Here is a 20,829-nt window from a genome sequence, read left to right as displayed (position 1 = left end):
AGGGGATACCATGCCCGATACCAAAGTCGCGCTGATGACAGGCACAGGACAAGGTATTGGCCGGGGTTGCGCCATTGAAATGGCAAACGCGGGCTACAAAGTTTCGCTAATGTCCCCGTCAAACCGGTCTGTTGAACTGGCGGAAGAGCTTGGGGGCATTGGTCGTCGTGGCTCTGTTTTAGACGTCGACGATCTCCGAAAGATGATCGACGACACCATGAGCAAATATGGAAGGATCGATGCAATCGTCAGCAATATGGGCCACGGCGGTGCGGTGCCAGAAGCGATAAAGACGGTAGGGTTTGATCCCGACTTTGACGGGCCGCTTTTGGAACTCAGCGACGCGTTGTGGCACGAAAGTCTGGATATGTACGTACTGAACGTCGTCAAGATCGCCCGCATTGTCACGCCCATATTGATCGAACAGGGCGGGGGCGCATTCGTAAACATTTCGTCCATGAACACAATCGAGCCGCGTGCGCCCTATCCCATGAGCATGCTGCGTGGCGCTCTGCACAGTTTCTCAAAGCTTTATGGGGATCGCTACGCACGGCATAATATACGCATGAACAACCTGCTGCCCGGGTTCTGCGAAAACGTAAATCTTTCCGAACAGGCCCGTCGGGAAATCCCAGCTCAGCGGCCGGCAACATTCGAAGAAATCGGGCAAGCCTGCGTATTTCTTGCCAGCGATGGAGCCCGGTACATTAACGGTCAGAGCATTCTATCCGATGGCGGGATGAACCGCGCGGTACGATAGCAAAGAGGTGCTAAAATGATTGTTACGGAACTCAAAGATATCCTTGGCACAGATCGGGACGTTTCCGGGCCCGGTTGGAATAGCAGAAGACTGCTTCTCGCGTCGGATGGGATGGGGTTCTCGCTGACTGATACGATCATTAAAAAAGGCGCAGTGCTGGAGCTGAAATATACCCATCATTTGGAAGCGTGTTACTGCATCGAGGGCAAGGGGCAGATCAGAGCGTTTGAAGATGAAACCTGGCATTTCCTTGAACCATTTTCCCTCTATGCCTTGGATCAACACGACCGACATTTAGTGCGTGCAACAGAGTTTGACCTTCGGCTTGTCTGCGTATTCAATCCACCGCTCAGCGGGCGCGAAGTACACCGCGAAGACGGAAGTTATGCTCCAATTGTATCTGTATGAGCACGGTGATATGTTGCGCAAACCGGCCGTTCGAGAAGAGCGCAGCCTCTGGAAATTTAGGCTCTCTGAGGACCATCTAAACACGGTGAGAATGACAAATCACTGAGATCAGATCTGTCATCAAAATCGGTGAAGCTTCTTTGCGACCTGGTAGGTATTGGCGTAAGCCGTGACGGACGCCTCAATGGGGTCGGCATAGCCGCCGCCGATTGCCATCGAGACCGGGATGCCCCGGCCTTTGCAGGCGTTCAGTACCGCCTGATCGCGTTGGATAAGGCCATCATGGGTCAGCGCAAGCCGCCCTAGCTTGTCTTCTGCCAGCGGATCAACGCCTGCCTGGTATAGAATGAGGTCGGGACGAAATTCAAACACAGCCGGCAAGTGATCGGCTAAGGCGCGAAGGTAGTCCTTGTCGCCGGTGCCATCCGGCAGGGCAACATCGAGATCCGCTGGAAACTTGCGGAACGGAAAATTCTTTTCCCCGTGCATCGAAAAGACGAAGACCGATGGGTTGTCGGCGAAAATGGCGGCGCTACCGTCACCCTGGTGGACATCAAGATCGATGATTGCGACCCTTTCGACCATGCCAGCCGCAAGCAGGTGGAGCGCCGCGACAGCCTGATCGTTGTAGACGCAATAGCCAGATCCAAACGTAGGATGAGCATGGTGAGTGCCGCCAGCAAGCTGTCCCGAGATACCGTACTCCTGAGCGGTCTCAGCAGCAGCAATTGCGCCACCGGCCGTGGCGCGAACCCGCCTCACAAGTTCCCGGCTCCACGGGAAGCCAATCCGTTTCATGGCCTTTTCCTCCAGTTCCCCGTTTTCAAACTGCGCGACAAAACCGGCGGCGTGCGCACGCAATACCGCTTCATCGCTAGCTGGCAAAGATTTTGCGATCTGTGCCTCCTGAAGAATACCGTCTTTCAGCAGTAGCGTGTGAAGCATTTTGTACTTGCCCTTCGGAAACCGATGTCCGGAAGGCAGACTAGGGGAAAATCTGTGAGGAGAGTAAAATCTCATGGCTTAGGTGAAGAAAAACTCAGGCAATTCGCCAAAGCATAGCCGACCTCCTAACTGGTCTGCAACTTCGGCCGCTGATAGCATTGCGTTTCAAGTGGTGCGTGAATGTAAGGGAAAGCCACAGTTGATATCTAATGCGAATGTCTGCTTTGTGGTTCACTCGCAGTGGACGCGCAATCCTACGTTTTGTTGTCGCTAGATGGGGCGAGTTCGCGTTAGTTGGAATGCATTCAACTATGCGATGTTTCGACTTCGTAGGCCTCGATCATCTCGTGGCCTGTTCGAAAAAAGAACTTCTTCGAGACAAGATTGGCTATTCCATAGCGTTCGAGTTCTGCCTCTATCGATGGTTCGGCAAAGAGAAACACGACCTTAATGTCACGATCGTGGAGTGTTTGAATAGTTGATTTCAAAACGCTCCCGGCAGTGTAATCGATGTCGTCAATTGCAGAAGCGTCGATACAGAACCAGTGGGTCTTTTCTTCGATCGCGGCGATGACATCGACAACCTCATTCGCAAATCGCTGCGCGTTCGCATAGTACATCCCGTGTGAAAAGCGGTAAACAATGAGCCCAGGTTCGAATTGCTCGGGTTTGTCGAGTGGTCGTGCCAGCCATTCCCCGTCTGGCATTTTAGTGATGATGGAATTCTTGGGCCGGTATCCTTTACGCGTATGATCGATCAGCGAAAGAACCATCGCAAAAATGATGCCTTGTTCGACTCCGGTGGCCACGACCACCGCGGCCGTGCCCATTGCAATCCCGAACTCAGTAGGCGCTTGAACGAAGATTTCTCGCAATCCGCGCAGGTCTATCAGCTTCAGACCAATCAGGAATACGACGGCGGACAGCACTGCCTCAGGCAAGAACGCAAGAGGCTGTGTAAGGAACAAGAGAACAAACAACACGACCAGCGCCGTAGTCAATTGGGCTATCTGGCTTTGACCTCCGGCACCGGCAACCATCTCGGTCTTGGTAGGGCTTCCATTGACGACAAAAGTCGCGCTGAATGCCGCGCCAATATTGGCAATACCAAGCCCGACAAGATCGGTATCTTCGCTGAACTTTTCCCCGTAGCGCGCAGCATAGGCGCGAGATGTCGCAGCACTCTGCGCCAGGATGACGACGAGTATCGCAAGCGCTGTAGGGAGCAGCTGTTTGAATGTCGTCCAGTTCCAGTCAACCTGCGGGATCGAGAGTGAAGGCAAACCGCTCGGCACGGGGCCAAGCAAGGCAATCCCGTTTCTTTCGAAATCAAAATACCAACTTAGTCCGATGATCCCGATGACAGCAATCAATGGCCCAGGCACCTTTGGGGACAGGCGTTTCGCTCCGATCACAATGACCAAAACTGCGGTTGCAATCAAAAATGTCGCCCAACTGATCTGACTGATGTTCTGATAAGCGCTTGAGAGTTTCTGGATCGTGCCATGACCGCTCGTTTCAATGCCTAAGATCCCAGGTAACTCGCCTAAGGCGACCTGAATACCAACACCGGTCAGAAAGCCGACCAGAACCGTTCTGGACAGGAAATCGGCCAGAAACCCCAGACCGACGACTCTGGCCGCGATCAAGAGAATACCTGCCATCAGCGCCAAAAGCGAAGCAAGCGCTATGTATTCAGACGAACCACCTACAGCCATGCCAGCCAAGGCTGATGCAGTGATGGCAGCGGTCGCCGAGTCTGCACCAACCACAAGGTGGCGTGAAGATCCGAATATCGCGAAAAGCGTCATCGGAATCATAATCGTATACAGCCCGGTAATGACCGGTGTTCCTGCAATTTTCGTATAGCCCATGACCTCGGGTATCGCGAGGCACGCGAAGGTCACTCCGGCAAGGATTTCGGCCGGAAGCTTGGCTGGAACAATAGGCAGAACTCCCTGCAGAACCGGAAGGGATGATCCGTGAGAATGGGACGTTTTGTCAGACATTCAATTGTTGCACTTTCGGGTTAGCCCCCACGTGGCGGCAGAAGCTATTTCTCGTGATAGCACTGGCGTTTTTCGGATGCATGGAACTTTTTGAAGATTTCATCGAATTTGCAACGTCCGGTTTCTGCGCATTGCTGCAATTGGGGCATCGCGCGGCATTGGGGAAAGTGGGCTCGATTCGGTCATGCGATGATATTTTGTAAGTGTCTCCTATGCGCTCGGAGCTGGTAACAGACAGATTGGACTGAACGGCTGCCAGCCTATTTTAGAGAAAAAAGGGAATTTCGTATGCACAGATGGATTTACATTGGGTTCGCGTTGCTGGTTTCAGCGTGCAACCCACCTCCCAAGGCTCCATTGGTCACTAACGCGAACGGTCAGACTGCCATCCAAATCAACACAAGCGGGCTGACAGGCTACGAGTCGACCTGTTAAGAGATCACAAGAGGCAGCGTTCGCGCGATTGGACACAAGAGAGCGCGCATCCCAAAAGGTATCGATGCCAGCAGCTGAACCGTCACCCCAGACGAGTTCAAGCGGATGCGCCAATCAGCGATTCTGGCGGGCGGACCCGGTTCTGGCAATCGGTAAATGAAGGAGAGGCCGGTATATGTTCAACGATGATGTCCAGGCACGATGCCCTGAATGCGGATCGCCGGATACGTTGATTACGGGTGAGAAAGCTGCCTGCAATGCATGTGGGTACGAGGAGCCATTTCTGCTCGGTGAGGAGGTGCGCAACGGAGCGGAAGAGGTCGTGATCAACGCGCAGAAAATGGCACGGGCGAGAGACGTTCTGCAGCGATGGGATTTCGCTGGGTAGGTGGGTGGCTGAAGAGGCCAGATATTCGGAAAATTGAAAGCTTGCTGCGCGGGCCTCTCAGAGTCGCAACATGGGCCACGTTTTTCCGAAGGCGAGAAAACCGTTACCCCCCTTTAAATAGGCGTAGAGAGAATCCGGAAGGGTTCTGATTAGGTTTCTCTGCAGCGACTTGCTCGGCAGGGCCCACGCGCTTTATTCTGCGCGCGCTGCGCTGTAATCCTCGTCTGACACATGCTCCATCCAATCAGCAGTCTTGCCCTCGACAGACGTCTGCACAGCCAGATGGGTCATCGCACAGTCTGGCGCCGCGCCGTGCCAATGCCGCTCTCCTGGCGCAAACCACACCGTATCGCCAGGGCGCAACACCTGCACTGACTGCCCCTCAGCTCCAGCTAGGCCCGAGCCCGACAAGACATGCAGCGTTTGACCGGCGGGGTGCGTGTGCCACGCCGTCCGTGCTCCGGGCTCAAAAGTCACAGTAAGGATCTTGACCGGCGAGGGATCATTCCCTGTAACAACGGGATCAAAGCGGACTGTACCGGTGAAATACTCATTGCCGGGAAATTGAGAGGGCCGGTCCCCCGCGCGGTGAATTTTCATGATGTGCTCCTTCGTTGCGCTGCTCCTGGGGACATAGCAGAGTTCCAATTTCAAACCCAGATGCACGCCGGGTCGGCGCGGCCATCTGGGCACCATTGTCGAATGCCCAGATTGCGACTGTAACCGGTCAGCGGATGGCACAAGACCTGCGTCTGAGTTGCGGACTTTTCTGCCGTTCGCTGGGCTTTTGCCAAGGTCTGCTTTTCCAATCGCGGAAGCAGATGCCCGTTACTCAGGGTACAACAGTTCGACTAATAACCACTCAGGCGTGCCATGAACTCTTAGCCTGAGGGTACCAGCTGGCCCACAATAGCCGCGTAATCCTGTATTGGAAAAAACAAATTTGTCGGCAACAAAAGGCTGGGCGTATTCATGAAGAAGCCTCATTTCGGGATTGAAAAGTGAGAACCGAATGGCGTTCTCCCCCACCCAAGAGAGGTCGAGCTGATCAACCAGCGACGAAGGGCTATCTTTCGGTAGCTGTGTTGGGTCAGAGTAGGGTGTGTTTATGCACACAAACCGGACATCATTCCGGAAAGCGGCCGCCAACGGCATGGGTATATCCTTCTCACGGAAGTTTTGAAGCTCTGCCCAGTTCCAGGGAAGGCTTTGTCTTTGAACCGTGATCCAAAGTCCAATGAGGACGAGCGCGATGACAAGCGCAAGCATGATGGTTTTGAAGGCGGCTGACGTTAGCATGATCGTAGTTTAGCGGTGGTGGGTAAAGCCAACATCAAAAACAGAGCTGGACGGCTGACGGGACATTGCTGCCCTTGACAGGAAGAGCCCGAATGTCGGCTAGCTGCGGTCTCTCTAGGCTGGGCGTATTCCATTCAATGGCGGATATCTGCTTTTCTGACCTTTCTCGATTTTGCAGATGACAAAGCTCCGTCGCTGCTGGTAGCTGTCTAAAGGTGTGCGCATCACAAATTGGAGAACCGTCAATGAACTGCGCAGGTTGGCTCATTGACTGAGAATGGGCACTGGCACCCCAAGATTTTTCCGGTCACGCAATTGCTCATACGGAGTTGAGAATGTCAGGTTTCGCGCAGACAACCCCATCGGCTCTTGGTAACGCGAACGCACCTTGGGTGTTGGACGGAAGAGCGGTCGCCGAAAACCTCGGCGTGAACCCTGAGACGGGATTGAATCCGGACGAGGTGGCCAAGCGGCTTTCAACACACGGTCCAAACCGCTTGGAAGAAACTGCAACAGTGCCGCCCTGGAAGATGCTCCTGCGGCAATTCGCAAGCCCGCTGCTGATCATCCTGATAGCAGGTGCTCTTGTCTCGGCCTATACAGGGCATTGGGTTGATGCGATTGCGATATTCGCGATCGCCGTCTTCAACGCCTTCATCTCCTTCTGGCAGGAATACAAGGCCGAGCAGTCTTTGGCAGCCCTGCGGGAGATGTCTGCACCGCAGGCCTTCGTGCGCCGCGGCGGCGAGATCGTCGAAGTACCGGCGGCGGATCTCGTGCCGGGCGATATTCTGCGAGTAAAAGCCGGTGACATTCTGGCCGCCGACATTCGCTTTGTCACCGCCAGCCGGATGCAGGTCGACGAGGCCGCGTTGACGGGAGAATCCGAACCGGTCGACAAACATGCCGATCCGATCGAGGACGAAGACGTCGTTCTGGCCGATCGTCTGAATATGGGCTTCATGAGCACGCAGGTCACTGGCGGCGCTGGTGAAGGCATTGTCGTGGGCACCGGAATGGAGACCGAGGTCGGTCACATCGCTGCCCTCATGTCCTCTGCGAAAGAGCCAAAGACCCCGCTGCAACTCAAGATCGAGGGCCTTTCCAAGGTGCTGATCATGGCGGCCCTGATCGTGGTCGCCATCGTGATCGGCATTGGCGTGGTCAATGGAATGGATGCGGCTGAGATGCTGAACACGGCAATCTCGCTGTCGGTCGCGGCGATCCCGGAGGGCCTGCCGACAGTAGTCACCATCGTTCTGACGCTGGGATCGCAAAACATGGCTGCCAGCAACGCCTTGGCGCGACGGCTTTCCTCTGTAGAAACGCTCGGCGCGACCTCGGTGATCTGTTCAGACAAGACCGGCACGCTCACGCAGAACCAAATGCAGGTGATGCAATGCTGGCCGGTGGCAAGGACTGGGAAGTGACCGGCGAGGGGTTCGATCCGCATGGCGAGTTCCGTTCCGAAGACGGTAGCGTGGCTGAGATCGAGGCCGAAACGGATCTTCGGCAGATGCTGGCCGTCTCCGCCTATTGCAACGATGCGCGTATGATCGAGGCTGACGGGCGCCCGGCGATCCAGAGCAACCCGACTGAGGGCGCTCTGGTCGTGGCCGCGGCCAAGGTCGGGATTTCCCGCGAGAAGTTGACAGAAGCGCGAGTCGAGGCGCTTCGGCAATTCCCCTTCGATTCAACGCGCAAGATGATGTCTGTCTTCGCTCGATTGCCGGATGGGCGCACTGTGCTCGGCGCCAAGGGGGCGCCTGATGTGATCCTGTCAAGGGCGAGCCATGTCCGCATGGCCGGGGAAACGCTTGAGATCTCCCCGGCCTTGCGGGAAGAGATCGAGGCGGTGATCGACAGTTTCGGCGAGAAGGCGCTCCGGACCCTCGCCGTGGCTTATCGGGAGGTGGCAGAAGAGGATCTGGACCATGCCGATCCCGAGCAGCGGATCGTACTGCTTGGCATTCACGGCATCATGGACCCGCCGCGCAGCGAAGTACCCATCGCCGTTTCGGAGGCAACTGGGGCCGGCATCCGAACGGTGATGATCACCGGCGACCACGCCGTGACCGCCCAAGCGATTGCGGAACAGATCGGCATTCGCACCAGCGACGCGCAGACGGTTCATACCGGGGTCGAGCTCGACCAGATGAGCGATCAGGATTTGAAAGAGATGGTGCAGCACGCGGCCGTCTTTGCCCGGGTGACCCCGGAGCACAAGCTGCGCATCGTCAATGCCATGCAGGAGAATGGCGAGGTGGCGGCAATGACCGGGGATGGCGTCAACGACGCGCCCGCTCTGCGAGCGGCGGATATTGGTGTCGCCATGGGCATCACCGGCACGCAGGTCGCCAAGGACAGCGCTGCCCTCGTGCTGCTCGATGACAATTTCTCCACCATCGTGACGGCAGTCCGCGAAGGCCGGCGCATCTTCGACAATCTGTTGAAATTCATTCGGCAGGCGCTCACCGCCAACGTGGCCGAGGTCTCAACGATCCTGTTCGCCTTCCTACTGATGGGGGCAGACCCGCTCCTGCCGATCACACCGCTGATGATCCTCTGGGTGAATCTTGTATCGGATGGGCTACCGGCTCTGACACTCGGCTTCGAGAAAGCGGAACCCGACCTGATGCAGCGCCCACCGCGCCCGCGCGACGATAATCTGTTCGGTGGCGGAATGAAAGAGCGGATCCTGATCCGGGGAACGCTGCTCGGCCTGCTGACCTTTTATGTCTTCCAGGAGTTTCTCGAACGAGGCGCCTCCTTGGAACACGCCCAGACAGCAGCGTTCATGACACTGATCTTTGCCCAGATCTGGCATATTTTCGACGCCCGAACGACCTCTACGCTCTACCGCAAGTCGCCGCTCGGCAACCGCACCTTGCTTGGACCGGTGAGCATTTCCTTATTGCTGTCTCTTCTCGCCATTTATACCGGCGCTGGACATTTCGTGCTTGGAACAGTTTCACTGCCTCTGTCGCATTTGCTCGGAGTGTTCTTCATCGCCGCACTGCCCACGCTTCTGTTGTCTGCGCTGAAGGAAATGTTCGGACTGAAATGGCTCTGAAACTACCTTTGCTTAGAAAGGCACTGAAGGTGCTAGAATGGACATCCTGAAGCACCCATTCGGTGTCAACTTCTTGGCAGTGGATCTGCATCGTGCCTGGCCAGCATTCCGCCCACAAGAATTTCAGAGGAAGTTAAATTTTATGGCCTGATAGCCCATACGCACGATCTATTGACGCGCAGCGTGCAGCGTCTTCCCGCGCTTCCCATAGAGAGCATCATAATGAACAAGGCCTATTCTTCGAGCCTAGTGAAACTGTGTTTCCCCCGCCTCCAGCGATACGGTCGTACCTTTTTCGCCAAGAACGGCGGCGGGAACATCGGCGAGCGCGCAAATAATCGCGCGCCCGCCCGAGGATCGCACAAAGTCCTGGGCGGCCTGCACCTTGGGACCCATTGATCCAGCGGGGAAGTCGTATTCATCCAACGCGTCGGGCGTGATGCACCGAATGCCTTTTTGGTCAGGCGTTCCCCAGTTCAGGAACACAGCTTCTGCATCTGTAGCGATGACAAAGAAATCTGCGCCAAGGTTCTGCGCCAGAAGGCACGAGGCGAAATCCTTGTCGATGACGGCTTCGACCCCGACCAGTTTCCGTTCAGCTCCTGCCTCGTACATCGTCGGGATGCCACCTCCGCCAGCAGCGATCACAGTCGCGCCCTTTTCCAGGATCCAACGGATCGGTTCGACCTGAAAGATACGTTTCGGGCGGGGCGAGGGCACCACGCGCCGCCAGTACTCGCCATCCGGTTTCACCGTCCAGCCCTTGTCAGCCGCCTCTTTCTTGGCGTCCGCTTCGGAATAAACCTGCCCGATGAACTTGGTCGGATTGTCAAAGGCCGGGTCGCTCGGGTCTACCTCGATCATGGTCAGCAGGGTGGCGATGTGATGCTCGAAGGGCAGGATGTTGCCAAGCTCCTGCTCGATCATGTAGCCGATCATCCCCATCGTCTCGCCCACTAGCACGTCCAGTGGGTATTCCTCGACATCGGTGTACATGATCTCTTGCAGGGCCAGCATTCCGACCTGCGGACCGTTCCCGTGGGTGATGACGGTTTCATGCGCTTCGCACAGCGGAGCGAGGGCTTCGGCGGCAATCTTCGCGTTCTTGCGCTGATTGTCCGCCGTCATTTCCTCGCCCCGTTTAAGAAGCGCGTTGCCGCCGAGTGCTACAACAACGCGTCCCATGGATCAGCTCCCCAGTGTGGCGACGAGGATCGCCTTGATGGTGTGCATCCGGTTTTCTGCTTGCTCGAACGCAATGTTCATATCGCTTTCGAAGACTTCTTCGGTCACTTCCATTTCGGTGATGCCGAACTGTTCGTGAATGTCCTGACCAACTTTAGTCTCCAGATTGTGGAAGGCTGGCAGACAGTGCATGAACTTGACGCTCGGGTTGCCCGTTTTCTTCATCAGATCCATGTTTACCTGATATGGGCTCAGCAGTTTGATGCGCTCTGCCCAAACCTCTTTTGGCTCACCCATCGATACCCAGACGTCGGTATGAATGAAGTCCGCGCCTTCGACAGCAGACGTATCGTCCGTGATGGTCACACGTGCGCCCGTTTTTTCGGCCCGCTCCATCGCCAATTCTCGCACATCGTCATGGGGCTGGGTTTCTTTCGGAGAAATCATCCGAACGTCGCAGCCCATGATCGCGCCCAGCATCAAAAGCGAATTGCCCATGTTCGATCGGCAGTCACCCGAATAGGCGTAGACAATGTCCTTGCGGGGCTTATCGGCATGCTCAATCATGGTCTGCATATCGGCCAGCATCTGTGTTGGATGCCAATCGTCCGTCAGGCCGTTATAGACCGGGACGCCGGCATAGTCTGACAGTGTCTCGACCATGTCCTGTCCCGCACCGCGGAATTCAATCCCGTCGAACATACGTCCCAAAACGCGCGCCGTGTCTTTCATCGACTCCTTGTGCCCGATCTGCGAGCCCGATGGATCGAGATACGTAATGTTCGCGCCCTGATCGTATGCGGCCACTTCAAAGGCGCAACGGGTACGTGTCGAGGTCTTCTCGAAGATCAGACAGATGTTCTTGCCGGTCAGCGACGGCTGCTCGGCGCGGGCGTATTTGGCGCGCTTCAGGTCGCGGGCCAGATCCAGCAGATACAGCATTTCACGCTGGCTGAAATCGGCGATTTTCAGATAGCTACGGCCTTTGAGATTGAATGCCATTTTATCTCTCCCTAACAAAAATCAGAGGGCGCAGGTGCTGCGCCCATGGTAAATTCAATAGGCGGGGTCGCGGTCTATCGGGCAGGTCATACAGTGGCCGCCACCACGGCCGCGCCCCAGTTCCTGACCCGAGATTTCGATCACCTCGACACCGGCTGCGCGCATCTTTCCGTTCGTGAACGTGTTGCGCGCATAGCCGACAACAACACCTGGCGAGAGGGCCACGACGTTATTGCCGTCATCCCATTGTTCGCGCTCGGCCTGGAATTCATTGCCACCGGTAGAAATGACTTCCAGCGAGTTCAGCCCGAGGGCTTCTTTGTAGACGTCGAACAGGTGCCCTTTTTCAACGTGGATATCTAAATCTCCCCGGTCACCCGGACGGATCGAGATGCAGGTGATCTGGTCCGCAACTTCTGAGAATGCGGTGACCTTGTCATGGTCGAGGCAAGTGAAGACAGTATCCAGATGCATGGCTGCACGGCTCTTGGGCATCGCACAGGCGACAACACGTTCGGCGCCGCCCTTGCGGAACAGCGCTTCTGAAACCTGTGCCACGGCCTGTCGGGTCGTGCGCTCGCCCATGCCGATAAACACTGTGCCGTTGCCCACCGGCTGCACATCGCCACCCTCGACCGAGGCGAGGCCAAAATCGTCGTCGCTGTCGCCCCACCAGAATTCGAATTCGGCGTTCTTGAACATCTTATGGAAGCGATACACGGTGCGCATAATCAGTGTTTCCGGCTTGCGAGCCGGCCAGAACATCGGGTTCGTCGTGACCCCATTGAACATCCAACAAGACGGGTCACGCTGGAACTGCGCATTCGGAACAGCGGGCAGGATGAAATCGCCCAGCGATACCAAGTCGCCAAATTGTTCGTCGATCATACCTTTGGGCAGATCGGCAAAGATGATTCCACCCAGCATGTGGCGTGCCAAGGTCTTGGCGTCCATCTCATCCAGCCAGGCGCGCATTTCAACTGAAAAGCCAAGACCGACCATGTTTGGCGTGATCAAGCGGTCCAGCATGAAGGCCCGCGCCTCTGGGTCGTCCGCGATAGCTTGAGCCAGCAGATCCTGAATGTCATAGACCTCGACCCCGCGTTCGCGCATCAGGGAACAGAATTCAGCGTGATCCTTACGAGCCTGTTCGACCCAGATGACATCATCGAAAAGAAGCTCTTCGCAGTTTCGCGGTGTCAGACGATCATGCGCCAGCGAGGGGCGTGAGACGATCACCTTGTTGAGCTTTCCGATCTCGGAATGAACGCCGAGCTTCATTGTAACTCTCCTTTCGAACTATCTGTTTTTTGAATGTCTTCAACGTCATTGGCCTGGCTCCAGCGGACCCAGACATGGATAGGCACGCCCATAAGCAGCAGGACCGAGCCAACCAAAACAGTTTCAGCGCCTGAGCCGATGAAGGCCCAGACCGAATAAATGAACCCAAGCGCGCCCAGTACGATGACCTTCGCCAGTTCCGGGCCATGCAGGACCTGCCCGCCTTTCAGCCGGATCATAATCTCGGCCACTGAGCAGATGGCATAGGGCAACAGGCTGGCTACAACGGCGAGCAAAATGACAAAGTTGAATGCGGCGACCAGCCCTTGCGCATAGTTCATGATAATCAAAACCGAGGCCAACGCGTTCGACAGGATTAACGCATTAGCAGGCGTTCCAAATTTGGATTTTTGGCCCAAGGCTGCAGGAAAGACGCGATCCAAGGCGGCACCGTAAGGGACCTGGCCACTGAGCAGCGTAAAGCCGTTCAAAGTACCAAAGGTCGAAATCACCGCGCCCACAGCAACAAGGACACCACCAACGGGACCAAACATCACCTCACCGACGGCTGCAAGAGGTGCGGCGGAAACAGCAAGCAGCTCGGCAGGAATGACGCCCATCGAAACGGCGGTTACCGAGATATAGACGCTTGCGGCGATAATCACGCCGATCACGGTGGCGCGCGGGATGGTCTTTTCCGGCTCGATAACATCGCCAGAGGGAACCGTCGCAGATTCAAGACCCAGGTAGGCCCAAAGCGTCAGAGCAGCCGCGGCAGAAATCGCCGTAAACGCAGTGGTGCCGCTTTGATTGACCGGAACATAGTTCTCGGTGTTGATCCAGAAGATACCCAATGTGCCAATCAATACCAGCGGAGCGAGCTTGAGCACGGTGGTCACGATCTGAACCAAACCAGCCCCTTCGACGCCTCGGATGTTAACCAAGGTGAGCGTCCAGATTGCAACCAACGCAGTCGAGAGGCCGTACATCGGCACTTCGATGATAATAGGGAACAGGAACCCCAGATACCCCACCAACGCGACAGCGACTGCGGCGTTCCCGGTCCAAAGTGCGATCCAGTACCCCCAGGCGATAATGAAACCTGCAAAGTCTCCGAATGCTTCCTGCGAATAGGCATAAGGACCACCGGGTTTAGAAACGACGCGTGACAGCCTTCCGAATATGATCGCGAGAACAAGCGCCCCTGCCGAAGTCAGAATCCACCCGCCGATTGCGATTGGCCCAAACGGTGCAAGTGACGCTGGTAGAAGGAACACTCCCGACCCGATCATGTTTCCGACGACCAAGGCAATACAGGCCGTCAGCCCAAGGGCACCGGATGTCGATGTTGTGTCTGTGGCGGCGCGATCGGTCATTGCGACGGCTCAGTTCGATGTTGTGTCTGGAGTCTCGGTTGTGGGCCTGTCGATCCCCGGATCAGTGATGGCCCCAACGGTAAGTGCCGCGCAGATAATCACCGCCAGAATTACGAGCAGCGGGAAAACAAAGCGTAGCCACCTGTCATATGACACGCGACCAATGGCTAGCCCTCCCATGACGACGGCAAATGTCGGGTTGAACAGGTTCACCCATCCGTTTGCTGACTGATACGCAGTAACCACAAGGTCACGGCCGACGCCTGCAAAGTCTGCCAGTGGCGCCATGATCGGCATCGAAAGCGTGGCCAGCCCTGACGAGGACGGCACCAGGAATGACATCAAGATCTGAATGCCAAACATCGCGTTGATAAAGGCGAACTCGCTCAGTCCTGAGACAAACCCCTCTGCCCCTGCAAGGATAGTGTCGGTGATCTTGCCCGCGTCCATAATGACGACAACACCGCGTGCGACGCCAATGATCAGGGCAACGCCCAGCAAATCGCGCGCGCCATCAACGAAGGTTTCCACAAAGGTCCCTTCGTCCATTCTGGACCCTTCATCCGTTTTCCCGACCCACCAGACGATGATGGACATCACCAGGAAGAGACCGGACATTTCCGCCATCCACCACCCCAGCGCGACAACACCATAGATCATAATGGCGAAGGTAATCCCGAAAAGAATCAGAATGATCGAACGGGTCTTGGTCATATCGGGGAACGTATCATCGCCTTCCGAACCCTTTAGAAAATGCGCCCGGTTTTCCTCGGCCTGATCTGCCACCACGGACAATGACGGGTCGGCTTTCACGCGTGATGCGTATCGCATGACGAATGCGATGCCTGCAGCAAGACAAAGGACAAGAATAATGAACCTAAGAACGATCCCATTCGTGAACGGAATACCCGCACCTTGCGAGGCAACAACTGTCGCAAATGCGTTGAAGGTTGAGCCCAGGGTCCCAATGCCTGCGCCCAGCATGATCACCGCGACCCCGGTCAAGGAGTCGTATCCTGCCCGAATAAAAACCGGAATGATCAGAGCGTAGAACGCCAAGGATTCTTCGGCCATGCCATAGCTTGTCCCGCCAAAGGCAAAGGCGATCATCAGGATTGGGATCATCAGGATTTCCCGCCCGGCCAACCTGTGCAGCAGCCAACCGATACCGGCGTCGATAGCTCCTGTCTTGGTGACAACCATCAGGAAACCACCAATGACCAGGACAAACAAAGCGACATCAATTGCGGCGCTGGATGAACTTCCAAGGAGACCAGGATCGTACATTCCGGCAATCGGGGCAAGGATAACCGCTGCAAGCCCCTGAGGGTTCGGCTCGACTTCGTGATAGGTGCCTGGGACTGGCGCTTCGCTGCCCAGAGCTTCGTTCATCTGACGGTCGTACTCACCGGCCGGAATAACCCATGTAAGGGCGGCCACGACGGCAATCAGTATGAACAGAATGGTAAAAGCGGTAGGAAATTTAAACTTGGACATATGAAACTCGCGCTGGGTGAAGCTGAGAAACTGGGCAGTCAAATATTTGAATATTTATGTCTCAACTTAGTACTAACGCGGCGACTTGTCACTTTCGTAAAACGTGGGGTTGTCGAACACATTGAACAATGTCTGCCATGGGCTCAGTGCAGTCATTCGCTGCGACTTGCTTGAACGACAGATTTTGCGGATAATTTTACCAAAGCGGGAAATGCGTCTTTTTGCTTCAGCCCGTACAAGTGTTGCTAAGAACGCATTTCTCTTAGGTGCGCGATACCCGAAGCCAGTAGTCGTCTCGCCTCGTAGAGTTCACGCCGACCAGACATCAGGTTTGGAGGCCGCGCACCTATCTTTTCAGAATGCTGGATTGATATCTCTAACCTATCAGCCGCTTCGATTGTGGCTTTAAGTGCAGCCTTGATGGCGGTCCTATCGGAAATGGGGGAGCGAGTTTCAGCCATTCCTCCGATGTCTGTCCATGACCCTCTCTTCATTTTTATTCCTCGCTCAGGCGGCCCCATTTTGGTAGCAATGACTTATCAATTGCGGCGGTCGTTCTATCCGCACGTCGCATTTCCTCGACCTCCGCACGGAGTGCGGACAGTTCTTCAAGCCCTTTGAGCTAGGCGTGACGACCCAGGGCATCCCGAAGAAGCCTTGCCTGTTGCAAGCTGATTTCGCTCCAAGATGCTGCAGTTGTGGTTCGCTCTGAAGCGGCGCGGATATCTTCAATTGAACTCAATTTGTTCCTGTCAGCCAATTGAGCGAAGTCAGAGCGTGTAGGAGGCCGAACCCGATCAACGAGCCATTGGGCTACGGTTGGATTGCCGATATCAAGCTCGTCGGAAATTTCGTCAGTGGCGCGCCCGAGCATCTCTTCAAGCCGTTCGCCCGCAAGCTGTGCTGCGCGTACTTTAATGCCATTTGCGGCCCGCGGTCGACCGGTTGACTTTCGCGGCTTGTGCCCGGGCAGGAATTTGCCATCCGGGCCGCGTTTAGCTTGTTTCTCGTCATGGGTCACAGAACCGGCAACTTCGTCATATTTACATCAAAAATACTGACATAATAGCTTAACTTTGCGTTCTTGTCGCTGTCTTGGGATTGACCCGTGGTTTACGGAGTTCGAGTGCGAGGTGTTCCGCTCCTTCGAGTGAAAAACCAAATCGGCTGTTGCAATCCCACAAAGAAATCAAGAAGTGAGGATGCCTCCCAGGCCATCTGGCATCAGATGCTCAACGCTCAATTCTTTAGTTACAAGAAATGCAATACAACTAGGATGCCCCACTCAATTCTCAATTTCCATTCCTCAATGTTGAACGCACGTTGGCCAAGTTGTCTGGATGAAGGTGATAGCACCGCGCGACAGCAAGGTTTTGGATTGCCAAATTGGTTTCATTGGCCCAATTGACAGCAGTTGAAATCAGAAGAATTCAGTAATACGTGAGTTTCTTTATGGGGGCGAGATATCCCAACTGGCGGAAAACGCAGCGTTTTCAATGAGGGTATGATGGCCCTAGGCTCCACCAAATCTTCATATGCTGTTGGTTTGGGTTTATCCCCTTAATTTACGAGAGTTTAAAAACGACTCTGTTACGTTGAGGTGTCACAATGAGGACGCTTGAGAAGATGCCTGGACACTCCCGACTCTATCGCCATGGCGACGTCTACTATCTCCGCGCAGCCGTCACTGCGGACATCGCAGCGACCTACCCGAAGACCGAAGAAAAGTTCTCTTTGATGACGAAGAACCGCGCCTATGCTATTCGGAAGGTCCGTTTCGCTGCCATTGAGGTCGACCAACAATTTGACGCCACCTATGTTTGCTCAAAGCCCAAGGACAGGAAGCTTGAGCTGAACTGACCTCAGATCAGATCAACAAATCAAGGCCGTATACTACAACTTCCAGCTGAAGGAAGATAAAGAAACGCGCCTAGCGTTGGGTGTTTACTAGGAAACAACTGATAGTTCTCTCTTCCGCTGCGCGTCTCTGATCAAAGCCGCAAGCCGATAGAAGCCATGAGCCATCTTGGTGTAGGGCATTAGCAGGAAGAAAGTCAGAACCGATCCAAGGTGGATGGCAAGCAGCGCAGGCATCAGAGACGTTGAACCAAGGGCGTAAAGGACCAGTCCGCTCAGGCCGACAAAACCGAGCAGCAGGATGAAACCGATGTCACCCCCCCAAGCAGACGGATCGCCAAGCTCTCGATCAGATTTCTGCTTGAGCAGAACCATGACTCCGCATCCCATTGTCAGCAGGATACCTCCGGAAACGCCGAAGAGTTTTGGCAGGGACCAGAACCCGTAAGGCGCGTGCAACCCGAACCCGTAGTGCATAACCGTCGCCACCGAGGTCGACGCGAAACACAGCAGGAAGCCGTACATGATAGCGTGGTGAATGTGACGGCGCCCTTGGCTGAACCGATCTTCATCTTCAAAGTTACATCCCTCACCATGCCCGGCAGCTAGATCCTGCATCTTACCAGCGCGTTTGAAGGCGGCCTTCAAATCAGACAATTGGAGGGGTTTGCCACCGACTTCCGCCCAATAGCGCCTTAGGCTGATAGCCACACTAAAGAGTGGCAACAAGAATGCGGGCGCAAAGATTGCGACCATCGCATTGTGGGACAGGACGGCATAGAACCCCTCTCCCCCGCTTGATCCGATGGCGCGAATGGCCCAGAACAATAGGGCAAATCCAACTACCAGTGCCAAGGCAATAGCCCCGCCGTGAGTGTGAAACCGGCGCGCCAGAGGCTGCGGCCAGGCGAAGCTTTCCCAGCTGTCCCGCCGCACTTCGGCCAGAGCTTTCGGCAGATTCAGGTCGAACTCGTGCGGTGCGGTATACTGACAAGCGTAGTAGCACCCCCTGCAATTGTGGCAGAGGTTAGCGAGTTGCATGATGTCTCCATCGGAAAACGCGCGTTCCGCATGCAGGGATGGAAAGACTGAGCAGTAGCCCTCGCAATACCGGCAGGCGTTGCAAATCTCGGCCTGACGGCGGGCTTCTTGAATAAGGTCAGTTTGCATAAGCGGCGGCCTCACGTCCTGCGATGCGTCCAAAAACGGTTCCGATGGTCATGCCGAACCCGGCCAAGTAGCCTTGCCCCAAGATTGACCCGGCCATGGTTTCGCCAGCGGCCCAAAGGTTCTTGATCTTGCCGTCAGGGGTTGAGCACTGCGCTGTGTCGTCGACCTTCAGACCCAGATAGGTGAAGGTCACGCCGGTGCGCAGCGAGTAGCCATAAAAGGGCGGCTCCGTGATCGGACGCGCCCAGTTCGTCTTGGGCGGCGTCAGACCCGAGGTCGTGACACCGTCCAGCTCGGTCGGATGAAAACCACTGGTATCGCCGCATGCTTTGTTGAATTCAGCAACGGTTGCTTTCAGCTTGTCGGCGGGCAGGTCCATCATTCCAGCCAATTCTTCCAAACTATCCGCCTTTAGCGGTGCAAAGACCGAGGGCATAAACAGGTTCAGGGACTTCGCATCGATGATCACATAGCCAACTTGATCCGGCTGGGCCGCGACAAGACGCCCCCAAATCGCATAGCGCTTGGGCCATACGTCTTCGCCCTCGTCATAAAACCGCTCGGCATTCTTATTCACGACAATTGAAAACGGCACGCAGTCCAGGCGGGTGACGATGCCGCCGTCGAACATCGGCGCGCGCCCGTCAATGGCGACGGCGTGGCACTGGGTCGGATCGCCGACGCTGTCCACACCCTGATCCAGCAAATCAGACAGAACCACGCCACGGTTATAGGGTGTGCCCCGGATCAAGAAATTCTTGGCAGGTTCGCCCCATGCACGGGTCAGCCAATCCGTGTCAGCCTGAAACCCACCCGAGGCAACGATGACTGCCTTGGGCGTGATGCGATGAGACTGGCCTGCATAGGTGTAGTCGACCCACTCGATCCGATCACCATTCAACTCCAGATGCGTGACAGCAGCTTCGTACAGAACATCGACACCCAAACCCGCGGCAGTTCGGTAATAGGCGTTTACCAGAGACTTCCCTCCCCCCATAAAAAAGGCGTTGGTCCGCGCCAGCGACAGTGTTCCGGACAGAGAGGGTTGGAAACGCACCCCGTGTTCTTCCATCCACGGCAGGCATTCCTCGGAGGTTCGGATCGCGAGGCGAGCAAGATGTTCGTCGGTTTTGCCGCCAGTGACCTTTAGCAGATCTTCAAGATACTCATCTTCACTGTATTCTTCGATCAGCGGGCCGAGAGGAGCGCCATGCATACAACGAAAATTGCGCGTATGGCGGGAGTTTCCACCACGATAGGGTTTTGGCGCCGTCTCGAGGATCAGAACACGGGCGCCTGCCTCGGCAGCGGTTATCGCGGCGCAAAGGGCTGCGTTCCCACCGCCGATCACAGCGATATCATATGCTTCCTTTTGGGTGGCCATATCCTGTCTACCTATTGATTTTCGTCGGTTGTCCGGTCGCGCTCTTGCAACGCCCGAATACGCATCCGTTGTGCGGCCTGAATATGCGCACGCATTTCTGTTTCAGCCGCTGCGCCATCGCGGGCCTTTAAGGCAGCCATGACGCGCTTATGCTCTGCCACTGCTGTCTCGGCCCGATCACCGTCCAGCAATTGCGACGGCCCAAGGATCAACAGCGCTTTTTGCAAAGACAACATAGACTTGGCAAGAAACCGGTTCTTTGCTGCGTCCAAAAGTGTGGCGTGGAAAATCCGGTTGATCCGAGCCGCTTCCGAACCGGTGCCAGCCTCAGCCAAGCGATCATTCAAAACGCTCAGCTCGTCTAACTCGACATCCGACGCAGCACGCGCGGCTAAACGGGCCGCAGTTCCCTCGAGCACCGCGCGCATTTCATAGAGCTCCATTACTTCGGCGTAGTCGAGGCTGCGTACAGTTGCGCCCTGCCGTGGCACATGAGTGACTAGCCCGTCGGCCTCTAACTGCCGGATAGCCTCGCGTACGGGAGTACGGCTGACGCCTAGTCGTTCCGACAGCTCAATCTCGCGCAGCCGCTCGCCAGGCAGAAGTGTGCCATCCCGAATCTCGTCCAGCAGGCGTTGATACGCTGAATTGCCTTGAGGGCCAGACTGTAAGGGGTCGTCTTGAATGGTCATCGAGCGCTCTCTTGTCTTCTTGCGTCCAGTTGTATACATTTGGATACACAATGAGTCAATATTGTCGG

18 protein-coding genes are annotated in these 20,829 nt (G+C 55.7%); 5 read left to right on the top strand and 13 right to left on the bottom strand.

Annotated elements, in window-relative coordinates; all coding sequences use genetic code 11:
* Window positions 1-10 precede the first annotated feature (10 nt).
* Entirely contained in the window at window positions 11-760 is a 750-nt protein-coding gene (locus tag ACRZ95_RS06395; RefSeq protein WP_170555720.1) for an SDR family oxidoreductase, read from the top strand.
* Window positions 761-775: 15 nt separating this feature from the next.
* Window positions 776-1,168, top strand: coding sequence for an ectoine synthase (locus ACRZ95_RS06390; RefSeq protein WP_170676852.1), 393 nt, complete (start codon window positions 776-778; stop codon window positions 1,166-1,168).
* Between the two features lie 120 nt (window positions 1,169-1,288).
* On the opposite strand, the gene ACRZ95_RS06385 is transcribed toward ACRZ95_RS06390, so the two are convergent.
* The 4 genes from ACRZ95_RS06385 to ACRZ95_RS06370 form a co-directional block, all read right to left on the bottom strand.
* Window positions 1,289-2,188: a histone deacetylase family protein gene (locus ACRZ95_RS06385; protein WP_170676850.1), complete on the bottom strand. Its 900-nt coding sequence runs from the start codon at window positions 2,186-2,188 to the stop codon at window positions 1,289-1,291.
* 230 nt (window positions 2,189-2,418) lie between these two features.
* The gene (locus ACRZ95_RS06380; RefSeq protein WP_170676847.1) at window positions 2,419-4,122 is read right to left on the bottom strand and encodes a SulP family inorganic anion transporter; all 1,704 of its coding nucleotides are present in this window, start codon (window positions 4,120-4,122) and stop codon (window positions 2,419-2,421) included.
* Window positions 4,123-5,137: 1,015 nt separating this feature from the next.
* The gene (locus ACRZ95_RS06375) at window positions 5,138-5,545 is read right to left on the bottom strand and encodes a (R)-mandelonitrile lyase (protein ID WP_170555725.1); all 408 of its coding nucleotides are present in this window, start codon (window positions 5,543-5,545) and stop codon (window positions 5,138-5,140) included.
* Window positions 5,546-5,773: 228 nt separating this feature from the next.
* Window positions 5,774-6,244 carry a hypothetical protein gene (locus ACRZ95_RS06370; protein ID WP_170676846.1) on the bottom strand — a complete coding sequence of 157 codons (471 nt, stop codon included), beginning with the start codon at window positions 6,242-6,244 and terminating at the stop codon, window positions 5,774-5,776.
* Window positions 6,245-6,579: 335 nt separating this feature from the next.
* Here ACRZ95_RS06370 and ACRZ95_RS06365 point away from each other — a divergent pair, with 335 nt between their 5' ends.
* Together ACRZ95_RS06365 and ACRZ95_RS06360 are read left to right on the top strand one after the other, a co-directional pair.
* Entirely contained in the window at window positions 6,580-7,674 is a 1,095-nt protein-coding gene (locus ACRZ95_RS06365) for a cation-translocating P-type ATPase (RefSeq protein ID WP_480554687.1), read from the top strand.
* Window positions 7,644-9,317, top strand: coding sequence for a cation-translocating P-type ATPase (locus ACRZ95_RS06360; RefSeq protein WP_480554685.1), 1,674 nt, complete (start codon window positions 7,644-7,646; stop codon window positions 9,315-9,317). Before ACRZ95_RS06365 ends, ACRZ95_RS06360 begins: the two co-directional genes overlap by 31 nt.
* Before the next feature lie 246 nt (window positions 9,318-9,563).
* On the opposite strand, the gene arcC is transcribed toward ACRZ95_RS06360, so the two are convergent.
* The 6 genes from arcC to ACRZ95_RS06330 form a co-directional block, all read right to left on the bottom strand.
* A complete protein-coding gene (gene arcC, locus ACRZ95_RS06355) occupies window positions 9,564-10,502 on the bottom strand; it encodes a carbamate kinase (protein ID WP_170676843.1) in 939 nt (312 codons plus the stop codon).
* Between the two features lie 3 nt (window positions 10,503-10,505).
* Entirely contained in the window at window positions 10,506-11,504 is a 999-nt protein-coding gene (gene argF / locus ACRZ95_RS06350) for an ornithine carbamoyltransferase (RefSeq protein WP_170640571.1), read from the bottom strand.
* A gap of 54 nt (window positions 11,505-11,558) precedes the next feature.
* The gene (locus ACRZ95_RS06345; protein WP_170471693.1) at window positions 11,559-12,785 is read right to left on the bottom strand and encodes an arginine deiminase; all 1,227 of its coding nucleotides are present in this window, start codon (window positions 12,783-12,785) and stop codon (window positions 11,559-11,561) included.
* Window positions 12,782-14,161, bottom strand: coding sequence for an amino acid permease (locus ACRZ95_RS06340; RefSeq protein ID WP_170676840.1), 1,380 nt, complete (start codon window positions 14,159-14,161; stop codon window positions 12,782-12,784). The genes ACRZ95_RS06345 and ACRZ95_RS06340 overlap by 4 nt, the downstream gene beginning before the upstream one ends.
* Window positions 14,162-14,170: 9 nt before the next feature.
* A complete protein-coding gene (locus ACRZ95_RS06335) occupies window positions 14,171-15,658 on the bottom strand; it encodes a YfcC family protein (protein ID WP_170676839.1) in 1,488 nt (495 codons plus the stop codon).
* A 622-nt stretch (window positions 15,659-16,280) separates the two neighbouring features.
* Window positions 16,281-16,679: a hypothetical protein gene (locus tag ACRZ95_RS06330; RefSeq protein ID WP_170676837.1), complete on the bottom strand. Its 399-nt coding sequence runs from the start codon at window positions 16,677-16,679 to the stop codon at window positions 16,281-16,283.
* 605 nt (window positions 16,680-17,284) lie between these two features.
* Here ACRZ95_RS06330 and ACRZ95_RS06325 point away from each other — a divergent pair.
* Complete coding sequence (locus tag ACRZ95_RS06325) at window positions 17,285-17,518, top strand: DUF6538 domain-containing protein (RefSeq protein WP_170676835.1); 234 nt, start codon at window positions 17,285-17,287, stop codon at window positions 17,516-17,518.
* A gap of 87 nt (window positions 17,519-17,605) precedes the next feature.
* Here ACRZ95_RS06325 and tcuB read toward each other — a convergent pair whose 3' ends face one another.
* From tcuB to ACRZ95_RS06310, 3 genes are read right to left on the bottom strand one after another with little or no spacing between them, the layout of a single operon-like run.
* Window positions 17,606-18,685, bottom strand: coding sequence for a tricarballylate utilization 4Fe-4S protein TcuB (tcuB, locus tag ACRZ95_RS06320; RefSeq protein WP_170676833.1), 1,080 nt, complete (start codon window positions 18,683-18,685; stop codon window positions 17,606-17,608).
* A complete protein-coding gene (gene tcuA, locus ACRZ95_RS06315) occupies window positions 18,675-20,069 on the bottom strand; it encodes an FAD-dependent tricarballylate dehydrogenase TcuA (protein ID WP_170676831.1) in 1,395 nt (464 codons plus the stop codon). The genes tcuB and tcuA overlap by 11 nt, the downstream gene beginning before the upstream one ends.
* Window positions 20,070-20,080: 11 nt before the next feature.
* Window positions 20,081-20,761, bottom strand: a complete 681-nt coding sequence (locus ACRZ95_RS06310; protein ID WP_170676829.1) for a GntR family transcriptional regulator — start codon at window positions 20,759-20,761, stop codon at window positions 20,081-20,083.
* Window positions 20,762-20,829: the final 68 nt, after the last annotated feature.

The organism is Ruegeria sp. AI3 (genome assembly GCF_056541245.1).
This window is presented reverse-complemented; position numbering and strand designations above follow the sequence as displayed.